We start from the raw sequence: 21,179 nt of genomic DNA, 5'->3' as shown, positions 1-21,179 counted from the left end.
AGCAAGCCTTGGGGATTATCATGTCCCGCATTCTCTTTTGGTGACAGCGATATGACTGATCAGCGCAAAGGCAGCGATGCCGAACCCACCACTCACTTCGGCTTCAAGAACGTTCCGGAAAGCCAGAAAGCGGAAAAAGTCGCTGAGGTGTTCCACTCCGTCGCCGCCAAGTACGACCTGATGAACGACGTGCTGTCGGGCGGCATGCACCGCCTGTGGAAGCGCTTCACCATCGAACTGTCGGGCGTACGCACCGGCAACCGCGTGCTGGACATCGCCGGCGGCACGGGCGACCTGGCCGCCAAGTTCTCCAAGCTCGTCGGCCCTACCGGCCAGGTGGTGCTGGCGGACATCAACGGTTCGATGCTCAAGGTCGGCCGTGATCGCCTGCTTGATAAAGGCGTGGCCGGCAATATCGAATTCGTTCAGGCCGATGCGGAAAAGCTGCCGTTCCCGGATAACCATTTCGACTGCGTGACCATCGCTTTCGGCCTGCGCAACGTCACCCATAAAGAAGACGCGATCCGCTCGATGCTGCGCGTGCTCAAGCCGGGTGGCCGCCTGTTGGTGCTGGAGTTCTCCAAGCCGACCAACGCGCTGATGTCCAAGGTCTACGACACCTACTCGTTCGCCTTCATGCCGCTGATGGGCAAGCTGATCACCAATGACGCCGAGAGCTACCGCTACCTGGCCGAATCGATCCGCATGCACCCGGACCAGGAAACCCTGAAGTCGATGATGGTGGAGGCCGGTTTCGACCGCGTGACCTACCACAACATGACCGCAGGGGTAGTCGCCCTGCACCGCGGCATCAAGCCCTGATGCTGCTCAAAGGCCTTCTCGCCAGCGTTGAACACGGCGTCAACCGTGTACTGCGCCTGGACAGCACCGCCCTGGCGCGGCTCGCGCACTTGAACGGCAAAGTCATTGCCGTCGACTGCACGAGCCCGGCCCTGCAGCTGTTTATCCTGCCCAGCGATGAAGGCCTGCTGCTCGCGACCCAATGGGCCGCCGAAGCCGACTGCACGCTGCGTGCACCGGCGTCGAGCCTGTTGCACTTGGCCCTGAGCCGCAACAAGACCGCCATCCTCCACGGCCCTGAAGTGGAATTGGAAGGCGACAGCGCGGTGCTGATGGACCTGGCCGCCGTGCTGCAAGACCTGGAGCTGGACTGGGAATACGAGCTGTCACGCTGGATCGGCCCCGTGGCCACCCAGTTGATCAGCGGGCACCTGCGCAGCCGTTCGCGCTGGTACCAGCAAGGCTTCGCCAGCCTCAACCAGAACCTTGCCGAATACCTGAGCGAAGAATCGCGCACCCTGGTCGGAGAACGCGAAGCGCAAGCGCGCTTTCGCGAACTCGACAAGGCCAAAATCGACCTGGAACGCCTCGAGGCGCGCTTCGAGCGCCTGAGCCGTTCCCTTGATCCAAGCGATAACGCATGAAGCTGCTCGCCGTCCGCCGTTTGTTTCGTATCCAGCGCGTCGTAATTCGCTACCGCCTCGATGACCTGCTGTTCGCCCTGCCCTTGCCGTGGTTCCTGCTGGCGGTACGCTACGTGCTGCCGTGGCGCTGGTTCCCGCGCAAACAGCTGGAACTGAGCCGTGGCGCGCGCCTGCGCCTGGCGTTGCAGGATTTGGGGCCGATCTTTATCAAGTTCGGGCAGATCCTCTCCACGCGTCGCGACCTGTTGCCCGAAGACATCGCCGACGAGTTGATGCTGCTGCAGGACCGCGTACCGCCGTTTGACTCCCAGCAGTCGATGAAGCTGATCGAAGAGCAGCTGGGCAAGAAGATCAGCGAGGTGTTCAGCCGTTTCGACGTCGACCCGCTGGCCTCGGCCTCGGTGGCGCAAGTGCACGCGGCGCAGCTCAAGACCGGCGAAGAAGTGGTGGTGAAGGTGATTCGCCCCGGCCTCAAGCAGATTATCGGCCAGGACCTGGCGTGGCTTTTCATCCTCGCCCGTGCCGCCGAGCGTTTCTCCGCCGACGCGCGCCTGCTGCACCCGGTGGATGTGGTCGCCGACTACGAAAAGACCATCTACGACGAACTCGACCTGCTGCGCGAAGCCGCCAACGCCAGCCAGCTCAAGCGCAACTTCGAAGGTTCTTCGCTGCTGTACGTGCCGCAAGTGTATTGGGACTGGTGCCGCCCAAAAGTGCTGGTGATGGAGCGCATCTACGGCGTGCAGGTCACCGACCTCGCGACCCTGGCCGACCAGCGCACCGACATGAAAATGCTCGCCGAGCGCGGTGTGGAGATCTTCTTCACCCAGGTGTTCCGCGACAGCTTCTTCCACGCCGACATGCACCCGGGCAACATCTTCGTCAGCACCGTGAACCCGTGGAGCCCGCAGTACATCGCAATCGACTGCGGCATCGTCGGCAGCCTGACCCCGGAAGACCAGGACTACCTGGCACGCAACCTGTTCGCCTTCTTCAAGCGTGACTATCGCCGCGTGGCGCAGTTGCACATCGATTCGGGTTGGGTGCCGGCGGAAACCAAGCTCAACGAATTCGAAGCGGCGATCCGCACCGTGTGCGAGCCGATTTTCGAAAAACCGTTAAAAGATATTTCCTTCGGCCAGGTGCTGATGCGCCTGTTCCAGACCGCGCGGCGCTTCAATATGGAAGTGCAGCCGCAGCTGGTACTGCTGCAAAAAACCCTGCTGAACATCGAAGGCCTGGGCCGCCAGTTGTACCCGGACCTCGACCTGTGGAACACCGCGCAGCCGTTCCTGGAACGCTGGATGCGCGAACGCGTCAGCCCGAAAACCTTGCTAGGCAACCTGCAAAGCCAGGTCGAACAGTTGCCGCACCTGGCCAATATGACCCGCGACCTGCTGGAGCGCATGTCCCAGCCGCACGCCAAAGACCCCGCACCGCCTTGGCAGAAACGCAAGGACGACTGGTTCCTGCGCCTGCTGGGCGCCGCGCACCTGGTGGGTGGTGTGATGCTCGCCATCGGTGGGCCGCTGAACCAACTGGGCCATTGGCCGGCCGGCATCATGGTCGCCGTGGGTGTTTATCTGATCGTGCGTCGATAGCCGATCCGGTTATACACTGTCGCAAATTGCCGGAGCGGAACATGAAAGACTGGCTGGACGAGATCAAGTGGGACAGTGACGGCCTGGTGCCGGCCATTGCCCAGGACTACAAGACCGGGCGCGTGCTGATGATGGCCTGGATGAACCGCGAGGCCCTGAGCCTGACCGCCACTGAGCAGCGTGCCATTTACTGGTCACGTTCGCGTGGCAAACTGTGGCGCAAGGGCGAAGAGTCCGGGCACGTGCAAACCCTGCACGAGATGCGCATCGACTGCGACGCCGACGTGGTGATCCTGATGGTCGAGCAGATCGGCGACATCGCCTGCCACACTGGCCGTCACAGCTGCTTCTATCGCGTGTTCGAGAACGGCGAGTGGAAGGTGGTCGAACCGGTGCTCAAAGACCCGCACGCCATCTATTCGGCAGGACACTGAACATGACTGACACCCTGAACCGCCTGGCCCAGGTGCTCGAAGATCGCAAAGCCGCAACCGCCGAGGGCTCGTATGTCGCCAGCCTGTATGAAAAGGGCTTGAACAAGATCCTGGAAAAGCTTGGCGAAGAATCCATCGAGACCATCATTGCCGCCAAAGACGCACAAATCAGCGGGGATTGCAGCGACGTGATCTACGAAACCGCCGACCTGTGGTTTCATAGCATGATCATGCTTGCCCAGCTGGGGCTGCATCCACAGGCTGTACTTGATGAACTGGACCGTCGCCATGGCTTGTCCGGGCACGCCGAAAAGGCCTCGCGCCCGTCCGCCTGAATAACTTCTACAGAGGAATTGCAGCATGGGCATTTTTGACTGGAAACACTGGATCGTCATTCTGGTGGTGGTGGTACTGGTGTTCGGCACCAAGAAACTCAAGAACTTGGGCACCGACGTGGGCGAGTCGATCAAGGGCTTTCGTAAAGCCATGAACGACGACGAAAAGCCTGCGGACCCGGTCGTAAACCCAGTGCCGCCGGCCCAGCCTGTACACCCACAGGCGACCCAGCCGATCACTGAGCGTCGTACCTTCGACGTACAGGCTGAAAAAGTCGAAGAGCCGACCCGCAAAGACTCGTGAGCACTGACTAATGTTTGGTATCAGCTTCTCTGAACTGCTCCTCGTCGGCCTCGTGGCCCTGCTGGTATTGGGGCCGGAACGCCTGCCCGGTGCCGCGCGCACGGCCGGCCTATGGATCGGGCGCCTGAAACGCAGTTTCAACGCCATCAAACAGGAAGTTGAACGGGAAATCGGCGCCGACGAGATCCGTCGGCAACTGCACAACGAACATATTCTGTCGTTGGAGCAGGAAGCACGCAAAATCCTGTCGCCGGTGAATGAACCGAGCAAGCCGGCAGAGCCCGTGGCCGAGCACAGCATCGCACCCGCTGCGCAAGCGACGCCGACTGCGCCCACCCCGACCGAGCCAGCGCCGACGCCCGTTGCGTCGCCCGCTCCCCATGACCCTACATTGCCGCCGCGAGCCCCATGAGCGCTGATAAACCGGAAAACGACCAGCACATGCCACTGGTCTCGCACCTCACCGAGTTGCGTACCCGCCTGCTGCGTTGCGTAGCGGCCATCTTCATTATCTTTGCCGGGCTGTTCGCCTTCACCCAGCAGATCTACACCTTCGTTTCGACGCCGCTGCGCCAGTACCTGCCGGCCGGTGCGACGATGATCGCCACCGACGTGTCGTCGCCGTTCCTCACGCCACTGAAGCTGACCATGATGGTCTCGCTGTTCCTGGCAATCCCGGTGATCCTGCACCAGATCTGGGGCTTTATCGCGCCGGGCCTGTACAAGCATGAGAAGCGCATCGCGGTGCCGTTGTTGGTGTCGAGCATCCTGCTGTTCTACACCGGCATGGCCTTCGCCTATTTCCTGGTGTTCCCACTGATCTTCAAGTTCTTCGCTGCGGCCACGCCGGCCGGCGTGGAAATGATGACCGACATCACCAGCTACCTCGACTTCGTGATGACGCTGTTCTTCGCCTTTGGCGTGGCCTTTGAAATCCCGGTGGCCGTGGTGCTGTTGGTGTGGATCGGCGTGGTCGACGTCAAATACCTGAAGAAAGTCCGCCCATACGTGATCATCGGCTGCTTCGTGGTCGGCATGATCCTGACCCCGCCGGACATCTTTTCGCAGACCCTGTTGGCCGTGCCGATGTGGATGCTGTTCGAGGTCGGCATCCTGTTCAGCAGCTTGATCACCAAGCGTGGCGAGCACCCGGATGACCAACCCGCCGACGACGACCAGCCGCCAGCGACTCAGCCGTGAACCTGCTGTTGCTTGAAGAGGCCGACTTTATCGCGGCCGACCGGGTGATCCTGCGTGATCGGCGCCTGGTGCATATGCAGGAAGTCCACCGCGCCGTGGTGGGCGACAACCTGCGGGTGGGGCGCATTGGCGGGTTGATGGGCAGTGCGCAACTGCTGCGCCTGCAGGCCAGTGAAGCCGAACTGCAAGTGAGCTTCGACCTGCCGCCGCCGGCCAAACTGCCATTGACCTTGCTGCTGGCCCTGCCGCGCCCGAAGATGCTGCGTCGGGTGCTGCAAACCGTGGCGGCCATGGGCGTGCCCAAGGTGGTGCTGGTCAACAGCTACCGCGTGGAGAAGAGCTTCTGGCAAACCCCATTCCTGGAGCCTGAGGCGATTCGCGAGCAGCTTATCCTCGGCCTGGAGCAGGCGCGCGATACGGTGCTGCCCGAGATCATCATCGAAAAACGCTTCAAGCCGTTCGTCGAAGATCGCCTGCCGGCCATGACCGAAGGCACCCTCGGCCTGATCGGCCATCCTGGCGATTACCCGGCCTGCCCGCGTGGGCTGGATGAGCCTGTAACCCTGGCCATCGGCCCGGAAGGTGGCTGGATACCCTACGAAGTGGACCTGCTGACCAAGGCTGGCTTGCAGCCGGTACAACTGGGCGCGCGCATCCTGCGTGTAGAAACCGCCGTAACCGCCCTACTCGCCCGCCTGTTCTGACTCTATCCCGATCGTTCCCACGCTCCGCGTGGGAACGCCCTCATGGACGCTCTGCGTCCGCTCTTGTGACGCAGAGCGTCACGGGATGCATTCCCGCGCGGGAACGATCATCGCGCCTACAGAATAATCCTACGCCGCCGATAGCCTCTGAATAAGTCCAAGCCTTGTTCAAGGGGAGTTCGCAGTATGTATCGTTGGTTAGCCGAAAAACTGGGGAATGTGAGCGTCAACCGCAAGTTAAGCATTGGCTTTGGCTTGGTGTTGGTCCTGACGTTGTTGATCACCTTCACCGGCTGGACTGGCCTGGGCGATGTGATCAGTCGGGGTGACAAGCTAGGCTTTATCTCCAGCCTCAACGGGCTGACCAAAGACCTGCGCCTGGCGCGCCTGGACTTTGAAATGCGTCGCGGCGAACAAGGCACCGATGCGGTCAACGGCCTGCTCACCCAGCTGGACAACGGGTTGAACACCGCGCTAACCCTGATCGAGCAACCCGACGACAAGGCCCTGGTCGAGCAACAACAGGATGCCCTGAACCAATACAAAAAGGCCTTCACCGCCATGGTCCAGGCTGGTCTCAAGCGTGAAGGCGCGCGCAGCAAGCTCGGCGACACCGCCGATAACGCGGTGGCCAAGATCAACGAAGTCGAAAAAAACCTGCTGCAGGGTGACAGCGTCACCCTGTTCAACAGCGTGGTCGACCTAAGCAAACTGATCCAGCAATCGCGCTTCCAAGTGCGCGGTTACACCTACAGCGGCAAGACCGAAGCCGAACAGCCGGCCCTGGATGCCATCGACAACGCCCTGAAGAAAATCACCGAACTCCAAGGTCAACTGCCGGCCCAGTACCAGGCCAACCTGCAAGAGGCCGGCGTGTCGTTGCAAGCCTACCGCGCGGCTGTCAGCCAGTACCGCGACTCCCAGGTCGCCAGCGCTGCTGCGCTGAAAATCATGACTGGGCAAGGCGATATCCTGCTGGGCCACAGCGAAAAACTCACCACCTCGCAAACCGCAGTGCGCGATGCCGATGCGGCACACGCCAAACAGTTGCTGCTGCTGGCCACCGTGCTGGCGTTGATCTTCGGCATCGTCGCCGCTTGGGCCATTACGCGCCAAATCGTCATTCCGCTGAACCAGACCCTCAAAGTCGCTGAGCGCGTGGCCTCCGGCGACCTGAGCCACAACCTCAACTCCGCACGCCAGGACGAGCTGGGCCAATTGCAGCGCTCCATGCAAAGCATGACCGTCGGCCTGCGTGAGTTGATCGGCGGTATCAGCGACGGCGTCACCCAGATCGCCAGCGCCGCCGAGCAACTGTCCGCCGTGACTGAGCAAACCAGCGCCGGGGTCAACAGCCAGAAGGTCGAGACCGACCAAGTGGCCACCGCCATGAACGAAATGGCTGCGACCGTGCAGGAAGTGGCACGCAACGCCGAGGAAGCCTCTGAGGCGGCCGTGGCGGCTGACCAGCAGGCCCGTGAAGGTGACAAGGTGGTCAGCGAGGCCATCGCCCAGATCGAGCGCCTGGCCACCGAGGTCGGCAACTCTACCGAGGCCATGGGCCACCTGAAACGCGAAAGCGACAAGATCGGCAGCGTGCTCGATGTGATCAAGTCGGTGGCCCAGCAAACCAACCTGCTGGCACTCAACGCCGCGATTGAAGCGGCGCGGGCCGGTGAAGCCGGACGTGGCTTTGCCGTAGTGGCCGACGAGGTGCGCAGCCTGGCCCAACGCACCCAGAAGTCCACCGAAGAGATCGAAGAGCTGATCGTCGGCCTGCAAAGCGGCACCCAGCAGGTGGCGACCATCATGGACAACAGCCGTGGCCTCACCGACAGCAGCGTCGAGCTGACCCGCCGCGCCGGCAACGCACTGGGCAACATCACGCGCACGGTCTCGACTATTCAGGCGATGAACTCGCAGATTGCCACCGCCGCCGAGCAACAAAGCGCCGTGGCCGAAGAGATCAACCGCAGCGTGCTGAATGTGCGTGATGTGTCTGAACAGACCTCTTCGGCCAGTGAAGAGACCGCAGCGTCCAGCGCGGAACTGGCGCGCCTGGGTATTTACCTGCAAACCCTGGTAGGCCGCTTCAAGGTTTGAGCCCCTCGCGACGGCCATCATGGCCGTCGCCTTCACAAGTTGTGAAATTTCCTACACGCTTTTCAGGTCGAGGATTACACACCTTCCGCCGAATAGAAGTAGCGTTTCAACTCCCCTGACCGTGTCAGCCGGACTGTCGAAACGCTCCCTTTACTCGTAGGAGGTTCACCATGTTTGGTCCACTGACCCGCGCACTCGGCAACGCCAGTGTCACCCTTAAACTCTTCCTTGGCTTCGGCCTGGTCTTGACGCTCAGCTTGGCTATCGCCCTGACGGGCTGGCAAGCCTTAAACACCTCATTGTTTCGCTCGCAATCGTTGACCATTCTTTCGCAATTAGCGGTGGTCGGCGAAGAGCTGCGGGCTGACCGCATTGTGTATCGCACCCTGAATAACCCGGCCAGCCTGACCAAGGTCGGCGTGCACATGGAAAAAATCGATCGCTACCTGATGGAAATGTCCACCCGCTTGGTCCATCCGGCCAGCTTGCAACAAGTGCAAGACGCGACGCGTCTGACCGCCAGCTTCAAGACGTCGCTGGGCGGCCTGGCCAACCTGATCGAACAACGCGAAAACGCGCGCGAGGGGCTCAAGAAAAGCGCCGCCCAAGCCAGCGACACCCTCGCCCAGCTGTCCAGTGACTTGCCCAATCAAGACGACGAAAAGGCCCTGGACACCGTAGAACTCATGCGCCAGACCATGGAAAAAGCCGAAGACAGTGCCCAAAGCGCAGCCTGGGCAGCCACCTCGCTGGAGGCCTATACACAAAACGTCACGGACGCGCTCCAGGCCCTCGACGGCGCACAGGCCTCCGTGGCCAAGCTGCCGGTGGACGCGACTGCACTGGCCGGCGCCCTGCGCGACTACCGCACCCAACTGAACCGCCTCAAGGACGCCCAAGTCACCACCGAAACCACCCAGAACCAACTGGAACAATGGTTGGATGAGCTGCTCAAGCAAAGCGACCTGTTGAGCCAGTACCAGACCGAGCAGCGTGATAAAGAAGCCGACCAGGCCCGCACTTTACTGATCAATGTCACCGCTGCCGCGCTGCTGCTGGGCGCCTTGGCCGCCTGGCTGATTGCCGGGCAGATCGTCACGCCCCTGCGCCGGGCTCTGGTGGTGGCGAACCGAGTGGCCGAGGGTGACTTGAGCCACGATATCCAGACCACACGCCGGGATGAACTGGGGCAATTGCAGCGCAGCATCGGGCAAATGACGGTCAACCTGCGCGGTTTGATCGGTGGTATCGGTGACAGCGCGCGGCAGATCGCCAGCGCCTCCGAACAATTATCCAGCGTGACCGAGCAATCCCGCGCCGGCATCGACGAACAGCGGCAGGAAACCGAACAGGTGGCCACGGCGATGAATGAAATGCTCGCCACCTCCCAGGAAGTCGCGCGCCACGCCGAGCAAGCCTCGAACGCCGCCACCGAAGCCGATCAACAGGCCAGCGCGGGTGACCACGTGGTGGCCGAGGCGATTGCGCACATCGAGCACCTGGCCCAGGAGATGACCCACTCAAGCCAGGCCATGCAAGGGTTGCGGCAGGAAAGCCAGAAGATTGGCAGCGTGTTGGAAGTGATCAAGTCGGTCTCGGAGCAAACCAACTTACTGGCCCTCAATGCCGCCATCGAAGCCGCCCGCGCCGGTGAAGCCGGCCGAGGCTTTGCGGTAGTCGCCGACGAGGTACGCAGCCTGGCGCAACGCACGCAGCAGTCGGCCGAGGAAATAGAAGAGCTGATCGGCAGCCTGCAACGGGGCACACAGCAGGTCGCCGACAGCATGGACAACAGCCGTAGCCTGACCGACAACAGCGTGCAACTGACCCGCCGCGCGGGCGATGCCTTGGCCAACATCACCCGCACGGTCTCAGTGATCCAGGAAATGAACCCGCAGATTGCCGCCGCTGCCGAGGAGCAAACGGCGGTTGCCGAAGAGATCAATCGCAGCGTGCTGAAGGTCAAGGACGTGTCGGAACAGACCTCGGCCGCGAGTCAGGAGACGGCGGCGGCCAGTGTCGAACTGGCGCGCCTGGGCGCGGATTTGCAGCGCTGGGTGGGCAAGTTCAAGGTCTGAAAATACCTTTTTGGGGGCCGCTGCGCGGCCCAACGAGAGCAAGCTTCCTCGCCACAAAAAACGATCTTTTTGCAGCGGTTACAACACTTGGCGCAGGAAAGCCTGGGCCCGCGGGTCTTTGGGCGCATCGAAGAACTCGGCCGGGGCCGCGTCTTCCAGCAACTTGCCATGGTCGAAGAACAACACCCGGTCGGCCACTTCGCGGGCAAAGCCCATCTCGTGGGTGACGCAGACCATGGTCATGCCTTCAAGGGCCAGGGTCTTCATCACGTCCAGCACTTCGCCGACCATTTCCGGGTCCAGCGCCGAGGTGGGCTCGTCAAACAGCATTACCTTGGGCTCCATCGCCAAGGCGCGGGCGATCGCCACGCGCTGTTGCTGACCACCGGACAAGCGTGACGGAAACTCGTTGGCTTTTTGCGCAATGCCAACCTTTTCCAGCAGCGCCAGGGCCTTGGCCTCGCGCTCTTGCTTGCCACGCTTGCGCACGACTTTTTGCGCCAGGCACAGGTTTTCCAGCACGGTCATGTGTGGGAACAGGTTGAAGTGCTGGAACACCATGCCGACTTCGCGGCGATAGGCGTTGACGTCGGTTTTCGGGTCGGCCAGTTGCAGGCCGTCGATGCTGACCGAGCCTGAATCGAATTCTTCCAGGCCATTAAGGCAGCGCAGGAAGGTCGACTTGCCTGAACCCGAGGGGCCGATCACAACCAGCACTTCGCCCTTGGCGACCTGGGTGCTGACATGGTCCACCGCGCGCACCACGTGGCCACGGGTGTCGAAGACTTTTACCAGATCGCGAACTTCAATCACTTTGCGCGAGCCTCCGCTCAAGCCGGCTGGCCATTTTCGACAGCGGCAGGTTGATCAGCAGGTACAGGCCTGCCACACAGAACAGGATTTCAAACGGCGAGAACGAGGTGGTGATCACCTCGCGGCCGCTTTTAAGCAGCTCGGTAATCGCGATCACCGACACCAACGAGGTGTCTTTCACCAAGCTGATAAATTGCCCAGCCAGCGGCGGCAGCACGCGTTTGAACGCTTGCGGCAACACCACATGGCGCATCGACTGGCTGGCACTCAAGCCCAGCGAGCGCGCGGCTTCGTTCTGCCCACGGGTGATCGACTGCACGCCGGCGCGGACGATTTCCGCTACATAAGCGCCGGTGAACAGCGAGAGCGCCGCGATCCCGGCAAATTCCCGGGACAGGTTGAGCACCGTGCCGATGAAGAAGTAGAAAATGAAGACCTGCACCAATAGCGGCGTACCGCGCACCAGTTCGACGTAGATCGTCGACAGGTCGCGCAAGGTCGGGTTACTCGACAGCCGGCACAGGCCAGTCGCCAAGCCGATGGCCAGGCCCAGGATGCCTGAGACCACCGATAACCACAGCGTGGTCCACAGCCCCCACATCAATGGGCCCAAGGCCCAATGCCGGGTCACGCCCACCACGTCACCTTCGGCGACATCATCGCCGCGCGAAACCTGCAGGCTGTTGTCGGCCACGGTGAGCTTTTGCTCAGCGCCGGCATCGTTACGCAGGGTGACTTCGGCTACGTCGCCCTTGCGCACCAGTTCGACCACGGTGGAAATGTCGGCGGCGCGCTGCGACGTTTCGGCCTGATAGGCGAAGTACTGCGGCACGCGGTTCCAGCGCCACTCGTAGGACATCAGCGAGGTGGCGTAGTACAACGCGCCCGCCAGGCCAACCAGCACGACCACGGTTAGCAGGTGCCAGGGCCATTGGGCTTTTTTCTGTTTCATTTCAGGTTCCGGGAGGTGTATCGCCTGGCGGGCCGTCATCGCGAGCAAGCCCGCGATACAGGCAACTCGGTCTCAGCCTTTATTCCATGTCCTTGAGCCACTCGGAGCTCTTGAACCACTTGTCATGGATGCGATCGTAGGTGCCGTCGTTGCGGATCTGGTGCAGGAAGTTGTTGATGTAGTTGAGGCTGTCGTAATCGCCTTTTTTCAGGCCGAACGCCAACGGTTCGAAGGTGAAGGGTTCGTCCAGGAACACCAGCTTGCCGTTACCGACTTTTTTCTCGGCAACGACGTTGTACGGTGCGTCATACACAAAGGCATCAGCCTTGCCGTTGACCACGTCCAGCACGCCTTCTTGCTCGTTGTCATAGCCGTGGTACTTGGCTTTGGAGATCAGTTTTTTGGCGACCATCTCACCGGTGGTGCCCAGCTTGGAGGTCAAGCGGTATTTTTCGTCGTTGAGGTCTTTGTAGGATTTGATAGTGCCTTCCAGGTCCTTGCGAATCAGCAGGGTCTGGCCAACCACGATGAAGGGTTCGCTGAAGTTCAGGCGCAGGTTGCGTTCCTGGGTCAGGGTCATGCCGCTGCCGATCATGTCGAACTTGCCGGTCAGGAAGGCTGGGATGATGCCGTCGTAACCGGTGGACACCAGCTCCAGCTTGACGCCCATGGACTTGGCCATGGCCTTGAGGATGTCGACTTCAAAACCGATGATTTCACCGCGTTTGTCTGTCATTTCGAACGGCATGTAGGTCGGGTCCATGCCGACTTTCAGCGTACCGCGCTTGACCGCATCGTCGATGGCACCCGCGTGAGCGGCAGTGGCCGCGACCAGCGCGGTGACGCCAAGCATCAGCATCGAAAGATACTTTTTCATCATCAAGTCCCCTGAACGATTCTTATAAGGTCGGGGCACAAAAAGGCTGCACCCATTCGGGGTGCGATCCTAACCCACTCGTTGCCCGTCACAAAGGTTTCGCGGGTAAATGTTAACGGCGTATGTCGGATACGCCCCACAACGGTGCAGCCAAGCGCAAAGATAGACACGTCAGGCCGCGGGCGCGCCAATTGACTGATATGTAAGTAGTTATGGCGATCACTCGATTTCCACCAGCCAGGCAGTGTCCTTGAACCACTTGTCATGCAGGCGATCATAAGTCCCATCCTGGGCCACCTGACTCAAGAAGTGATTGATCCAGTTGAGGCTGTCGTAATCCCCTTTTTTCAGGCCGAACGCCAAGGGTTCAAAGGTAAACGGCTGCTCCAGTGCCAACAGGGCATGGTTTTCCGGCCTGGCCATGGCAATCAGGTTGTAGGGCGCATCATGAATAAACGCATCGACCTTGCCCTCACGCACCTGTCGCACGCCCTCCTCGGGGGTGGCGAAGCTGCTCAACCGAGCTGCTCCCAAAAAGCGCTGTGCCGCAGACTCCCCGGTGGTGCCCTCGGTAGCGGCAATCCGGTAGCCGGCCTCGTCCAGGTCTTCGATACTGGCAATCTTGCCGGCCAGGCTTGGATGCAGCAGCACGGTCTGGCCGACCACGATAAAGGAGTCGCTGAAATTGAGCTTCAGGTTGCGCTCCTGCGTGACGGTCATGCCGCTGCCAATCAGGTCAAACTTCTTCGCCATCAACCCCGGCACCAAGTCGGTATAGGGCACGGCGACCAGCTCAAGCTCGACGCCCAGGGCGCGGCTCATCGCCTGCAGTAAATCAACCTCGAAGCCGACGATGCGCCCCTGCTTGTCGGTCATTTCGAAGGGGACATAGACCGGCGTGGTGCCGACTTTCAGCACACCACGTCGCACGGCATCATCAAGGGCGCCCGCGCTTACCCAGCCGGCATAGAGGACGACGACAGCGCCGATCAGCCATGCCGAACAATACCTTTTGATCATGAATCCCCCTGAGGCCTAGTCAATTTGGGGGGCGATGCTAACCCAGCCGCAGGCACGACAATACGTCTCGAACAAAGGTCTTTTGTTTCGAAATAACAAGGCGTTAGGGATAAAAAGAAGAATCGTGAAACGCTGTAGGACCAGCGCTTCGAACACCCCCGAGGTGAGCCCTCGGGGGTGTCTGAATCAGGCCGTTTGGGCCTGGGACAGCAGCGGTTTCAGCGGCAGCAAGGGCGCATGCGGATCAGCCTTGATCGATGCACGCCAAGCGCCGAGCCACTCGGCGTGGCCTTCGCTCCACACCTGCTGGTGCAGGCGAGCCAGGGCTACCGGGTCGCTGAGCAACGCCAGGCGCTCGCCGTTGTTGAGGCCGGCAGGGCCGACTTTCAACGCATGGCGCACACGCTCCTGACGCAAGTGCTCGATCGGCTCCGCCTCACGGTGACGCGAGGTCGCCAGGGCACAGGCCAAGGCGTTCTGCTGCGGGTCGACCACCGAACGCACAAACCCGTCATTCAGGGCGTGCCAACGGTTTTCGTGGGTGTACTTCTCGGTCGACAGCAGCGCCTGCGGCGGATTGTATTCCTCAGGAATCAGGAACAGGCTCTCGTCGCGGGACTTGAGGCCCAGCTTGACCCGGCTGGAAATCACCGACACCGGGATCGACAACATCAGCGAACCGACGATCGGGATCAGCCACCACAGGAAGCTTGGGTTCAACCACACCACCAGCAGTGCCCACAGGAAGCCCAGCAGGGTTTGTGGACCGTGGCGTTTGACCGCTTCACCCCACGGGGTGGAGTCGTCGTCACGCTGCGGCGAGTTCCAGGTAGCAGCCCAGCCGAGGAACGCGGCGAGCACGAAGCGGGTGTGGAATATCATCCGCACCGGTGCCAGCAGCATCGAGAACAGCATCTCCAGCAACATCGACAAGGTCACTTTGAACTTGCCGCCGAACTCTTTCGCGCCCTTGGCCCAGATCAGAATGATGCTCAGCAACTTGGGCAGGAACAGCAGCACGATGGTGGTGGAGAACAGCGCCACCGCCTTGTCCGGATGCCATTGCGGCCACAGCGGGTACAGCTGGCGTGGCGCCATGAAGTACTGCGGCTCCATCAGGGTGTTCACCGCCAGCAACGCGGTGGACAACACCAGGAAGAAGAACCATAACGGCGCCGACAGGTAGGACATCACGCCGGTCAGGAACACCGCGCGGTGCACCGGGTGCATGCCTTTAACCAGGAACAGGCGGAAGTTCATCAGGTTACCGTGGCACCAGCGACGGTCACGCTTGAGCTCATCCAGCAGGTTCGGCGGCAACTCTTCATAGCTGCCCGGCAGGTCGTAGGCAATCCACACGCCCCAGCCGGCACGGCGCATCAGCGCTGCTTCAACGAAGTCGTGGGAGAGGATCGCACCGGCAAAGGCGCCTTTACCCGGCAACGGCGCCAAAGCGCAATGCTCGATAAACGGCTTCATGCGGATGATCGCGTTGTGGCCCCAGTAGTGGGATTCACCCAACTGCCAGAAGTGCAGGCCGGCGGTAAACAGCGGGCCGTACACGCGAGTGGCGAACTGCTGCATGCGCGCATACAGGGTGTCCATGCCCGACGCCCGTGGCGCGGTCTGGATAATCCCGGCATCCGGCGTGGCTTCCATCAAGCGCACCAGGCTAGTCAAGCATTCGCCGCTCATCACGCTGTCGGCGTCGAGCACCACCATGTACTTGTAGTCACCGCCCCAGCGACGGCAGAAGTCGTCGAGGTTGCCGCTTTTGCGTTTAACGCGACGGCGACGGCGGCGATAGAAAATCTTGCCGAAACCGCCGGCTTCGCGGCACACGTCGAGCCAGGCTTGCTGTTCGGCGATGCAGATATCAGCTTCGTTACTGTCGCTGAGCACGAAGAAATCGAAGCGGTCCAGGTCGCCGGTGGCGGCTACCGATTCAAAGGTGGCGCGCAAACCGGCGAATACCCGGGGCACGTCTTCGTTGCAGATCGGCATCACCAACGCGGTACGGGCATCCTTCGGAATCGGCTCGTCGCCGGCACTTTTACCGGAGATCCGGTATTTATCGTGACCGGTGAGCAGTTCCAGGAAGCCCATCAGCGCAGTCCAGAAACCGGCCGACACCCAGCAGAACAAGATCCCGAACATGATCAGGATGCTGGTTTGCAAGGCGTAAGGCAGTACTTGGGTCGCGGTTTGCAGCAGGGTCTGGTTGCGCACTTCGTCGAAGTCGACCAGCGACCAGCCCTGGTACGGCATGATGCCTTTCATGTACCAGCCGGCCACGATGGTCTGACCGAGCATCAGTATCAGCAGGATGTAGCGACGGATCGAACCGACGGTACGCCAGCGCGCGGCCGGCAATACGCGATCGTCTTTGGGCGGCAGGGGTGGGTTGGTGCGACCGGTCATCCGGCGCCAACCGCGCACCAGGATGTTGGTGCGCCAAGGCTCAGGCACGACTTTGGTCCGACGAATCGGCGGCGTGGCCTTCAAGCAAACCCGGCCGCTGGCGTCGAGCGCGAGCATCTCCGCGTCTTGCAGCTCTTCGGCGGTATTGAGGGTCAGCCGACGGCCGACCGAGGCCTGGGCGGCATCGGTCGGTGCGTCGAAGGTCTTGGACGACAAGCGTTCGTGCAGCTCACTGAAGGAGGTGCAGCCCGCCAATTCGGCGCGCTGCTCTGCGGTCATCGGGAGATGCGCCAGGTACTCGGACAGCGTCTCGGGCGTGGCTTGAGAATTACTCATCGGCAGGCAACTGGTAGCTCCAGGTCTCGGTCAGGACTTGTTCTGTCTTGCTCGGCTCCGGATTAGAGAGTGGCGTGGCCGGGGCAGCTTCTGGCTGCTTGGCTTCCTTGTCTTTGGCTTCTTTGGCGTCTTTAGCTTCTTTTGCTTCTTTCTTGGCCTGTTTCTCGTGTTGCTTGGCCAGAAGCTTGTCGGCCTTGAGTACTTGGGTCGAAGGCTTCTCTGGCTCAGGCTGCGGAACATCCTGGACCAGCGCCGCGCGCATTTCGGTCGGTTTGCCTGCGTCTTTGATCTTCATGCGCAGGGTCAGGCGCCAGCCTTTGGTGTGCTCGTTGTAGCGCACGCTGTTTTCAACGATTTCGGCGTTGTCGCCAACACTCACCTGGCTGCGCACCGGGGCGTCCGCCGGCAGGGCTTTGAGGGACGGGCCCTCGAAGTCGACCAGGTAGGCCACGCTGCCGTCAGGCTGACGGATCAGGTTGGATTGCTTCACGTCACCGGTGGAGCGCAGGGTCTGCTTGACCCAGGCGCTGTCGGCCGGGTGCAGGGCTTTCTCGTCCATGGTCCAGTGCAGGCGGTAGCTGATGTCCAGCGGCTCGCCGACTTTTGGCAGCTCGGCCGGGCTCCAGAACGCAACGATGTTGTCGTTGGTTTCATCGGCGGTCGGAATCTCGACCAGGTCGACGGAACCCTTGCCCCAATCGCCTTCAGGCTCGATCCAGGCGCTTGGGCGCTTGTCGTAGTTGTCGTCCAGGTCTTCGTAGTGGCTGAAGTCGCGGCCGCGTTGCAGCAAGCCGAAACCACGCGGGTTTTCTACGCTGAAGTTGCTGACCGACAGGTGTTTAGGGTTGTTCAGTGGGCGCCAGATCCACTCGCCGTTGCCGGCATGGATCGACAGACCGCTGGAGTCGTGCAGTTCACGGCGGTAGTTAAGCACTTTGGACGGCTGGTTCGCGCCGAACAGGAACATGCTGGTCAACGGGGCAACGCCCAGCTTGGTGACCTTGTCACGCAGGAACATTTGGGATTTGACTTCGACGATGGTGTCGCTGCCAGGGCGCAGGATCAGGCGATAGGCGCCGGTTGCGCGTGGCGAATCCAGCAGGGCGAAGATCACCAGCTGCTTTTCACCCGGTTTTGGACGCTCGACCCAGAACTCGGTGAAACGCGGGAACTCTTCACCGGACGGCAAGGCAGTGTCGATCGCCATGCCACGGGCAGACAGGCCATACGACTGGCCTTTGCCGACGACGCGGAAGTAGCTGGCGCCGAGCATGGTCATGATTTCGTCTTGCTTGTCATCTTTGTTGATCGGGTACAGCACACGGAAACCGGCATAACCCAGTTGTTCGGTGGACTTGGGATCATATTTCGCGTCGCCGAAATCGAAACGCGTCGGGTCGTATTTGATTTCATGAACGCTGTCGGCGGTCACTTCGTTGATTTTCACCGGCGTGTCGAAGTGCATGCCCTGGTGATAGAAGGACAGCTTGAACGGGGTGTTTTGATCGGCCCACTCAGCTTTTTCGTTGCGGAAACGAATCTTCTGATAGTCGGCGAATTTCATTTCGCGAAATTCGTTCGGCAGATTGCTGCGCGGAGCTTCGTATTTCTGCCCGGCCAGCTCTTTTGCCTTGGCCGACACATCATCCAGACTGAATGCCCACAGTTGACCCGCGCCGAACAGGCAAAACAGGGCGGAGCCTGTCACCAGTGCGTTTCGTAACCGTTTGGCAGACAATTTTGGTGCATTACAGGGACTAACAATCACGAGCAACCCTCGCCGAAAACAGATCAAAAAACCAACGGCCAGCTATCTATATGCCAGGTTGGCGAGCATTGTTCCGACTCCCCTGGGTCAAAATGATTCCCCAATGGCCGTCGGACAAGTCTCTACCTAAGTCAAAATGGACCAAACAACGCTGATCCCCGTAGCGCGCGATTATCTAGTAGCCCGCGAAACAACGCATCAGGGACAACGAAGTATTTGTAGCGAAACCCTGCGTTTTTAGGCATTAAAGTCGTTTTTAATACATTCACGTCTGTAAGAGGAAGGTTACAGGGCCATCATTGACCAAATGCACCTGCATATCCGCGCCAAAACGCCCTGACGCCACCTTGCCATGCATTTGTTGCGCTTGTAACAACAAGTGTTCAAAAAGTGCCGCTCCCAGGGCCGGAGGGGCCGCCGTGGAGAAGCTCGGCCGCAACCCGCTTTTGGTATCCGCCGCCAGGGTGAACTGCGACACCAGCAGCAAACCGCCGCCGATATCCTTCAACGACAAGTTCATTTTGCCCTCGTCGTCGCTGAACACCCGATAGTTAAGCAGCTTGTGCAGCAGTTTGTCGGCGCTCTCGGGCGTATCTGAAGGCTCGACGGCCACCAGCACCAGCAAACCTTGGTCAATCGCCCCTACAACTTCGCCTTCCACCTCGACCCGAGCGCCACGCACCCGTTGCAACAGGCCCTTCATGCTTCTTCTGGCGGCAGATCAAGCAGGCGCCGTGCCATCTCGCCGGTCGCGCGCACCAGCGCATCAGTGATGCCGGGCTCGGACGCGGCATGGCCTGCCTCACGGATCACCTGCAGCTCGCTGTTGGGCCATGCCTGATGCAATTCCCAGGCGTTGTCCAACGGGCAGATCATATCGTAGCGACCATGAATGATTACGCCAGGCAGATGGGCGATCTTGTGCATGTCGCGAATCAGTTGGTTGGGCTCAAGGAAAGAGTTGTTGGTGAAGTAGTGGCACTCGATACGGGCGATCGACAGCGCGCGCTGCGGTTCGGAAAACCGCTCGACATGCTGCGGGCTCGGGCACAGGCCCAACATGCGCCCTTCCCAGCCGGACCAAGCCTTGGCCGCGTGCATCTGGGCGATCTGGTCATTGCCGGTCAGGCGCTTGTGGTAAGCGGCGACCATATCGTGGCGCTCATCTGCCGGGATCGGTGCGAGGTAGTCCTGCCAGTAATCCGGAAACATGCGGCTCGCGCCTTCCTGGTAGAACCAGTGAATGTCCTGCGGGCGAGCCAGGAAAATGCCGCGCAAGATCAGGCCATGCACGCGCTCGGGGTGGGTTTGCGCGTAAGACAGGGACAGGGTCGAGCCCCAGGAACCGCCAAACAGCACCCATTTGTCGATGCCCAGGTGTTCGCGGATGCGCTCAAGGTCAGCGACCAGATCCCAGGTGGTGTTGTTTTCCAGGCTGGCGCGAGGCGTAGAGCGCCCGCAGCCACGCTGGTCGAAGGTGACAATGCGGTACAGGTTCGGATCAAAGTAGCAGCGGCTCTGGGCGTCGCAACCGGAGCCGGGGCCACCGTGGATAAAGACCACGGGCAAACCTTCGGGGGAGCCACTTTCATCGACGTACAGCGTGTGGGTGTCATCGACGGCCAGATCGTGCCTGGCGTAGGGTTTGATCTGCGGGTACCAAGTCTGCATTGCGCGCTCCGTAGGGTGTCGGGTTCATCCCTGAGGGGACGTCTATTATTTTTGCCGTCTGGCATCATAAACCCGAATTGTGCAATGAGCATGTCCTTGAGTACTTAGACCTGTGTCAGCCGCTCGCTCCTCACGTAAGACAACAGGTAGTCGTACAGCTGATCCACCTCCGGCGCCTGGCCGCGCGCGCGCAAACAGCCGTGGACCAAGCCTTTGCCGGGATACAGCACGGCCTCGACGCCCGCCGCTTGCAGGCGTTCGGCATACAGCATGCCGTCGTCGCGCAGCGGGTCGAACTGGGCCACGGCGATCAGCGCCTTGGGCAAGCCGCTGAAATCCTCGGCCAGCAGTGGCATGGCATAGGCAGACGGCTTGCCCGCCCCCTGCAGGTACAGCGCCAGGTAGTCGCCAGTGTCGGCGGTACTGAGCAGCGGCGCGTCCATGCAGTCACGGCGCGACGGCAAATCGGCCGGCCCGCCCAACCCGGGATAAATCAGCACCTGGGCGCAGGGCAGCGGCAGGCCGTCGTCGCGCAGGCCCAGGCACAACGCCGCCGCCAGATTGCCGCCCGCGCTGTCACCCATCACCACCAGGCGCTGCCGGTTGATGGCGTGCGGCCCCTGCCCCGCTTGGATCGCCTGCCAAACCGCGCGGCAATCTTGGTACGCCGCCGGGAACGGATGCTCCGGCGCCAGACGGTAGTCGATGGCAATCACCAGCACCTGCAGCGCGCTGGCCAGTTCGAAGCAGATGAAATCATGGGAATCCAGCCCGCCGACCACCCAGCCGCCGCCGTGTATATAAAGGAGGCATGGCCAGCCTTGCGCTGGAGGGGTCGTTGCGGGGTGATAGCAGCGAACCTTCACCCCGCCAAGCGTAGCGTCCGAGACTTGCTGCTCATCAGGCTGCGCCGGGGTGAACGCCTGGCACATGCGATCGTAGTTCTGGCGCAAGCCGGTCAGCGATGAATCGTCACTGGTGAAGGACTCAGTCTTGGCAACAAAGGCCGCCATCTGCGGAGAAATCGGGTACATGCGCAAATATCCCTATCAATGGAAATCAACCTGTGGGAGCGGGCTTGCTCGCGAAGGCGGTGTATCAGTCGCCTGATGAGCGG

The 21,179-nt window shown here is 61.1% G+C and carries 19 protein-coding genes and 2 pseudogenes; 12 read left to right on the top strand and 9 right to left on the bottom strand.

The features are described 5' to 3' along the window. Nucleotides 1-51 precede the first annotated feature (51 nt). From ubiE to ACI77I_RS02965, 12 genes and pseudogenes are all read left to right on the top strand, one after another. On the top strand, nt 52-822 hold the full coding sequence (gene ubiE, locus ACI77I_RS03020) for a bifunctional demethylmenaquinone methyltransferase/2-methoxy-6-polyprenyl-1,4-benzoquinol methylase UbiE (RefSeq protein WP_094949310.1): 771 nt from the start codon (nt 52-54) through the stop codon (nt 820-822). Next, nucleotides 822-1,445 (top strand): SCP2 domain-containing protein, encoded by a 624-nt coding sequence (locus ACI77I_RS03015; protein ID WP_094949311.1) that lies wholly within the window; start codon nt 822-824, stop codon nt 1,443-1,445. Before ubiE ends, ACI77I_RS03015 begins: the two co-directional genes overlap by 1 nt. After that, on the top strand, nt 1,442-3,046 hold the full coding sequence (gene ubiB / locus ACI77I_RS03010) for a ubiquinone biosynthesis regulatory protein kinase UbiB (protein ID WP_094949312.1): 1,605 nt from the start codon (nt 1,442-1,444) through the stop codon (nt 3,044-3,046). The genes ACI77I_RS03015 and ubiB overlap by 4 nt, the downstream gene beginning before the upstream one ends. A gap of 41 nt (nt 3,047-3,087) precedes the next feature. Then, entirely contained in the window at nt 3,088-3,480 is a 393-nt protein-coding gene (gene hisI, locus ACI77I_RS03005; RefSeq protein WP_058423690.1) for a phosphoribosyl-AMP cyclohydrolase, read from the top strand. A 2-nt stretch (nt 3,481-3,482) separates the two neighbouring features. Further along, the gene (locus ACI77I_RS03000; RefSeq protein WP_083355678.1) at nt 3,483-3,815 is read left to right on the top strand and encodes a phosphoribosyl-ATP diphosphatase; all 333 of its coding nucleotides are present in this window, start codon (nt 3,483-3,485) and stop codon (nt 3,813-3,815) included. A gap of 25 nt (nt 3,816-3,840) precedes the next feature. Beyond that, nucleotides 3,841-4,119: a twin-arginine translocase TatA/TatE family subunit gene (locus tag ACI77I_RS02995; protein ID WP_012721795.1), complete on the top strand. Its 279-nt coding sequence runs from the start codon at nt 3,841-3,843 to the stop codon at nt 4,117-4,119. 10 nt (nt 4,120-4,129) lie between these two features. Next, nucleotides 4,130-4,531 (top strand): Sec-independent protein translocase protein TatB, encoded by a 402-nt coding sequence (tatB, locus tag ACI77I_RS02990; protein ID WP_263274379.1) that lies wholly within the window; start codon nt 4,130-4,132, stop codon nt 4,529-4,531. Then, on the top strand, nt 4,528-5,319 hold the full coding sequence (gene tatC / locus ACI77I_RS02985) for a twin-arginine translocase subunit TatC (RefSeq protein ID WP_094949314.1): 792 nt from the start codon (nt 4,528-4,530) through the stop codon (nt 5,317-5,319). The genes tatB and tatC overlap by 4 nt, the downstream gene beginning before the upstream one ends. After that, nucleotides 5,316-6,023, top strand: a complete 708-nt coding sequence (locus tag ACI77I_RS02980) for a 16S rRNA (uracil(1498)-N(3))-methyltransferase (RefSeq protein WP_094949315.1) — start codon at nt 5,316-5,318, stop codon at nt 6,021-6,023. The genes tatC and ACI77I_RS02980 overlap by 4 nt, the downstream gene beginning before the upstream one ends. Nucleotides 6,024-6,209: 186 nt before the next feature. Then, nucleotides 6,210-7,268 (top strand): annotated as a pseudogene (locus tag ACI77I_RS02975) (methyl-accepting chemotaxis protein); the annotation flags it as partial. Beyond that, on the top strand, nt 7,254-8,126 hold the full coding sequence (locus tag ACI77I_RS02970; protein ID WP_406979632.1) for a methyl-accepting chemotaxis protein: 873 nt from the start codon (nt 7,254-7,256) through the stop codon (nt 8,124-8,126). The pseudogene ACI77I_RS02975 and the gene ACI77I_RS02970, both read left to right, overlap by 15 nt. A gap of 170 nt (nt 8,127-8,296) precedes the next feature. Continuing rightward, on the top strand, nt 8,297-10,204 hold the full coding sequence (locus ACI77I_RS02965; protein ID WP_242153980.1) for a methyl-accepting chemotaxis protein: 1,908 nt from the start codon (nt 8,297-8,299) through the stop codon (nt 10,202-10,204). Between the two features lie 78 nt (nt 10,205-10,282). On the opposite strand, the gene ACI77I_RS02960 is transcribed toward ACI77I_RS02965, so the two are convergent. The 9 genes and pseudogenes from ACI77I_RS02960 to ACI77I_RS02920 all read right to left on the bottom strand — a co-directional run bounded on the left by ACI77I_RS02960 (nt 10,283) and on the right by ACI77I_RS02920 (nt 21,096). Beyond that, nucleotides 10,283-11,017: an amino acid ABC transporter ATP-binding protein gene (locus tag ACI77I_RS02960; protein WP_094949317.1), complete on the bottom strand. Its 735-nt coding sequence runs from the start codon at nt 11,015-11,017 to the stop codon at nt 10,283-10,285. After that, nucleotides 11,010-11,969, bottom strand: a complete 960-nt coding sequence (locus ACI77I_RS02955; RefSeq protein WP_242153978.1) for an amino acid ABC transporter permease — start codon at nt 11,967-11,969, stop codon at nt 11,010-11,012. The genes ACI77I_RS02960 and ACI77I_RS02955 overlap by 8 nt, the downstream gene beginning before the upstream one ends. 79 nt (nt 11,970-12,048) lie before the next feature. After that, nucleotides 12,049-12,846 carry a transporter substrate-binding domain-containing protein gene (locus ACI77I_RS02950; RefSeq protein ID WP_094949319.1) on the bottom strand — a complete coding sequence of 266 codons (798 nt, stop codon included), beginning with the start codon at nt 12,844-12,846 and terminating at the stop codon, nt 12,049-12,051. Nucleotides 12,847-13,065: 219 nt separating this feature from the next. Beyond that, nucleotides 13,066-13,866: a transporter substrate-binding domain-containing protein gene (locus ACI77I_RS02945; RefSeq protein ID WP_094949320.1), complete on the bottom strand. Its 801-nt coding sequence runs from the start codon at nt 13,864-13,866 to the stop codon at nt 13,066-13,068. 184 nt (nt 13,867-14,050) lie between these two features. Further along, nucleotides 14,051-16,623, bottom strand: a pseudogene (gene mdoH, locus ACI77I_RS02940) (glucans biosynthesis glucosyltransferase MdoH); the annotation flags it as partial. Further along, nucleotides 16,616-18,391, bottom strand: a complete 1,776-nt coding sequence (locus ACI77I_RS02935; RefSeq protein ID WP_406996937.1) for a glucan biosynthesis protein — start codon at nt 18,389-18,391, stop codon at nt 16,616-16,618. The pseudogene mdoH and the gene ACI77I_RS02935, both read right to left, overlap by 8 nt. 265 nt (nt 18,392-18,656) lie before the next feature. After that, the gene (gene dtd / locus ACI77I_RS02930) at nt 18,657-19,094 is read right to left on the bottom strand and encodes a D-aminoacyl-tRNA deacylase (RefSeq protein WP_242153969.1); all 438 of its coding nucleotides are present in this window, start codon (nt 19,092-19,094) and stop codon (nt 18,657-18,659) included. Next, nucleotides 19,091-20,062, bottom strand: a complete 972-nt coding sequence (pip, locus tag ACI77I_RS02925; protein WP_056860643.1) for a prolyl aminopeptidase — start codon at nt 20,060-20,062, stop codon at nt 19,091-19,093. Before pip ends, dtd begins: the two co-directional genes overlap by 4 nt. A 104-nt stretch (nt 20,063-20,166) precedes the next feature. Next, on the bottom strand, nt 20,167-21,096 hold the full coding sequence (locus tag ACI77I_RS02920; RefSeq protein ID WP_406996936.1) for an alpha/beta hydrolase: 930 nt from the start codon (nt 21,094-21,096) through the stop codon (nt 20,167-20,169). Nucleotides 21,097-21,179: the final 83 nt, after the last annotated feature.

Origin of the sequence: Pseudomonas sp. D47, assembly GCF_045447305.1 — a bacterium.
Classification (GTDB): Bacteria; Pseudomonadota; Gammaproteobacteria; order Pseudomonadales; family Pseudomonadaceae; genus Aquipseudomonas.
This window is presented reverse-complemented; position numbering and strand designations above follow the sequence as displayed.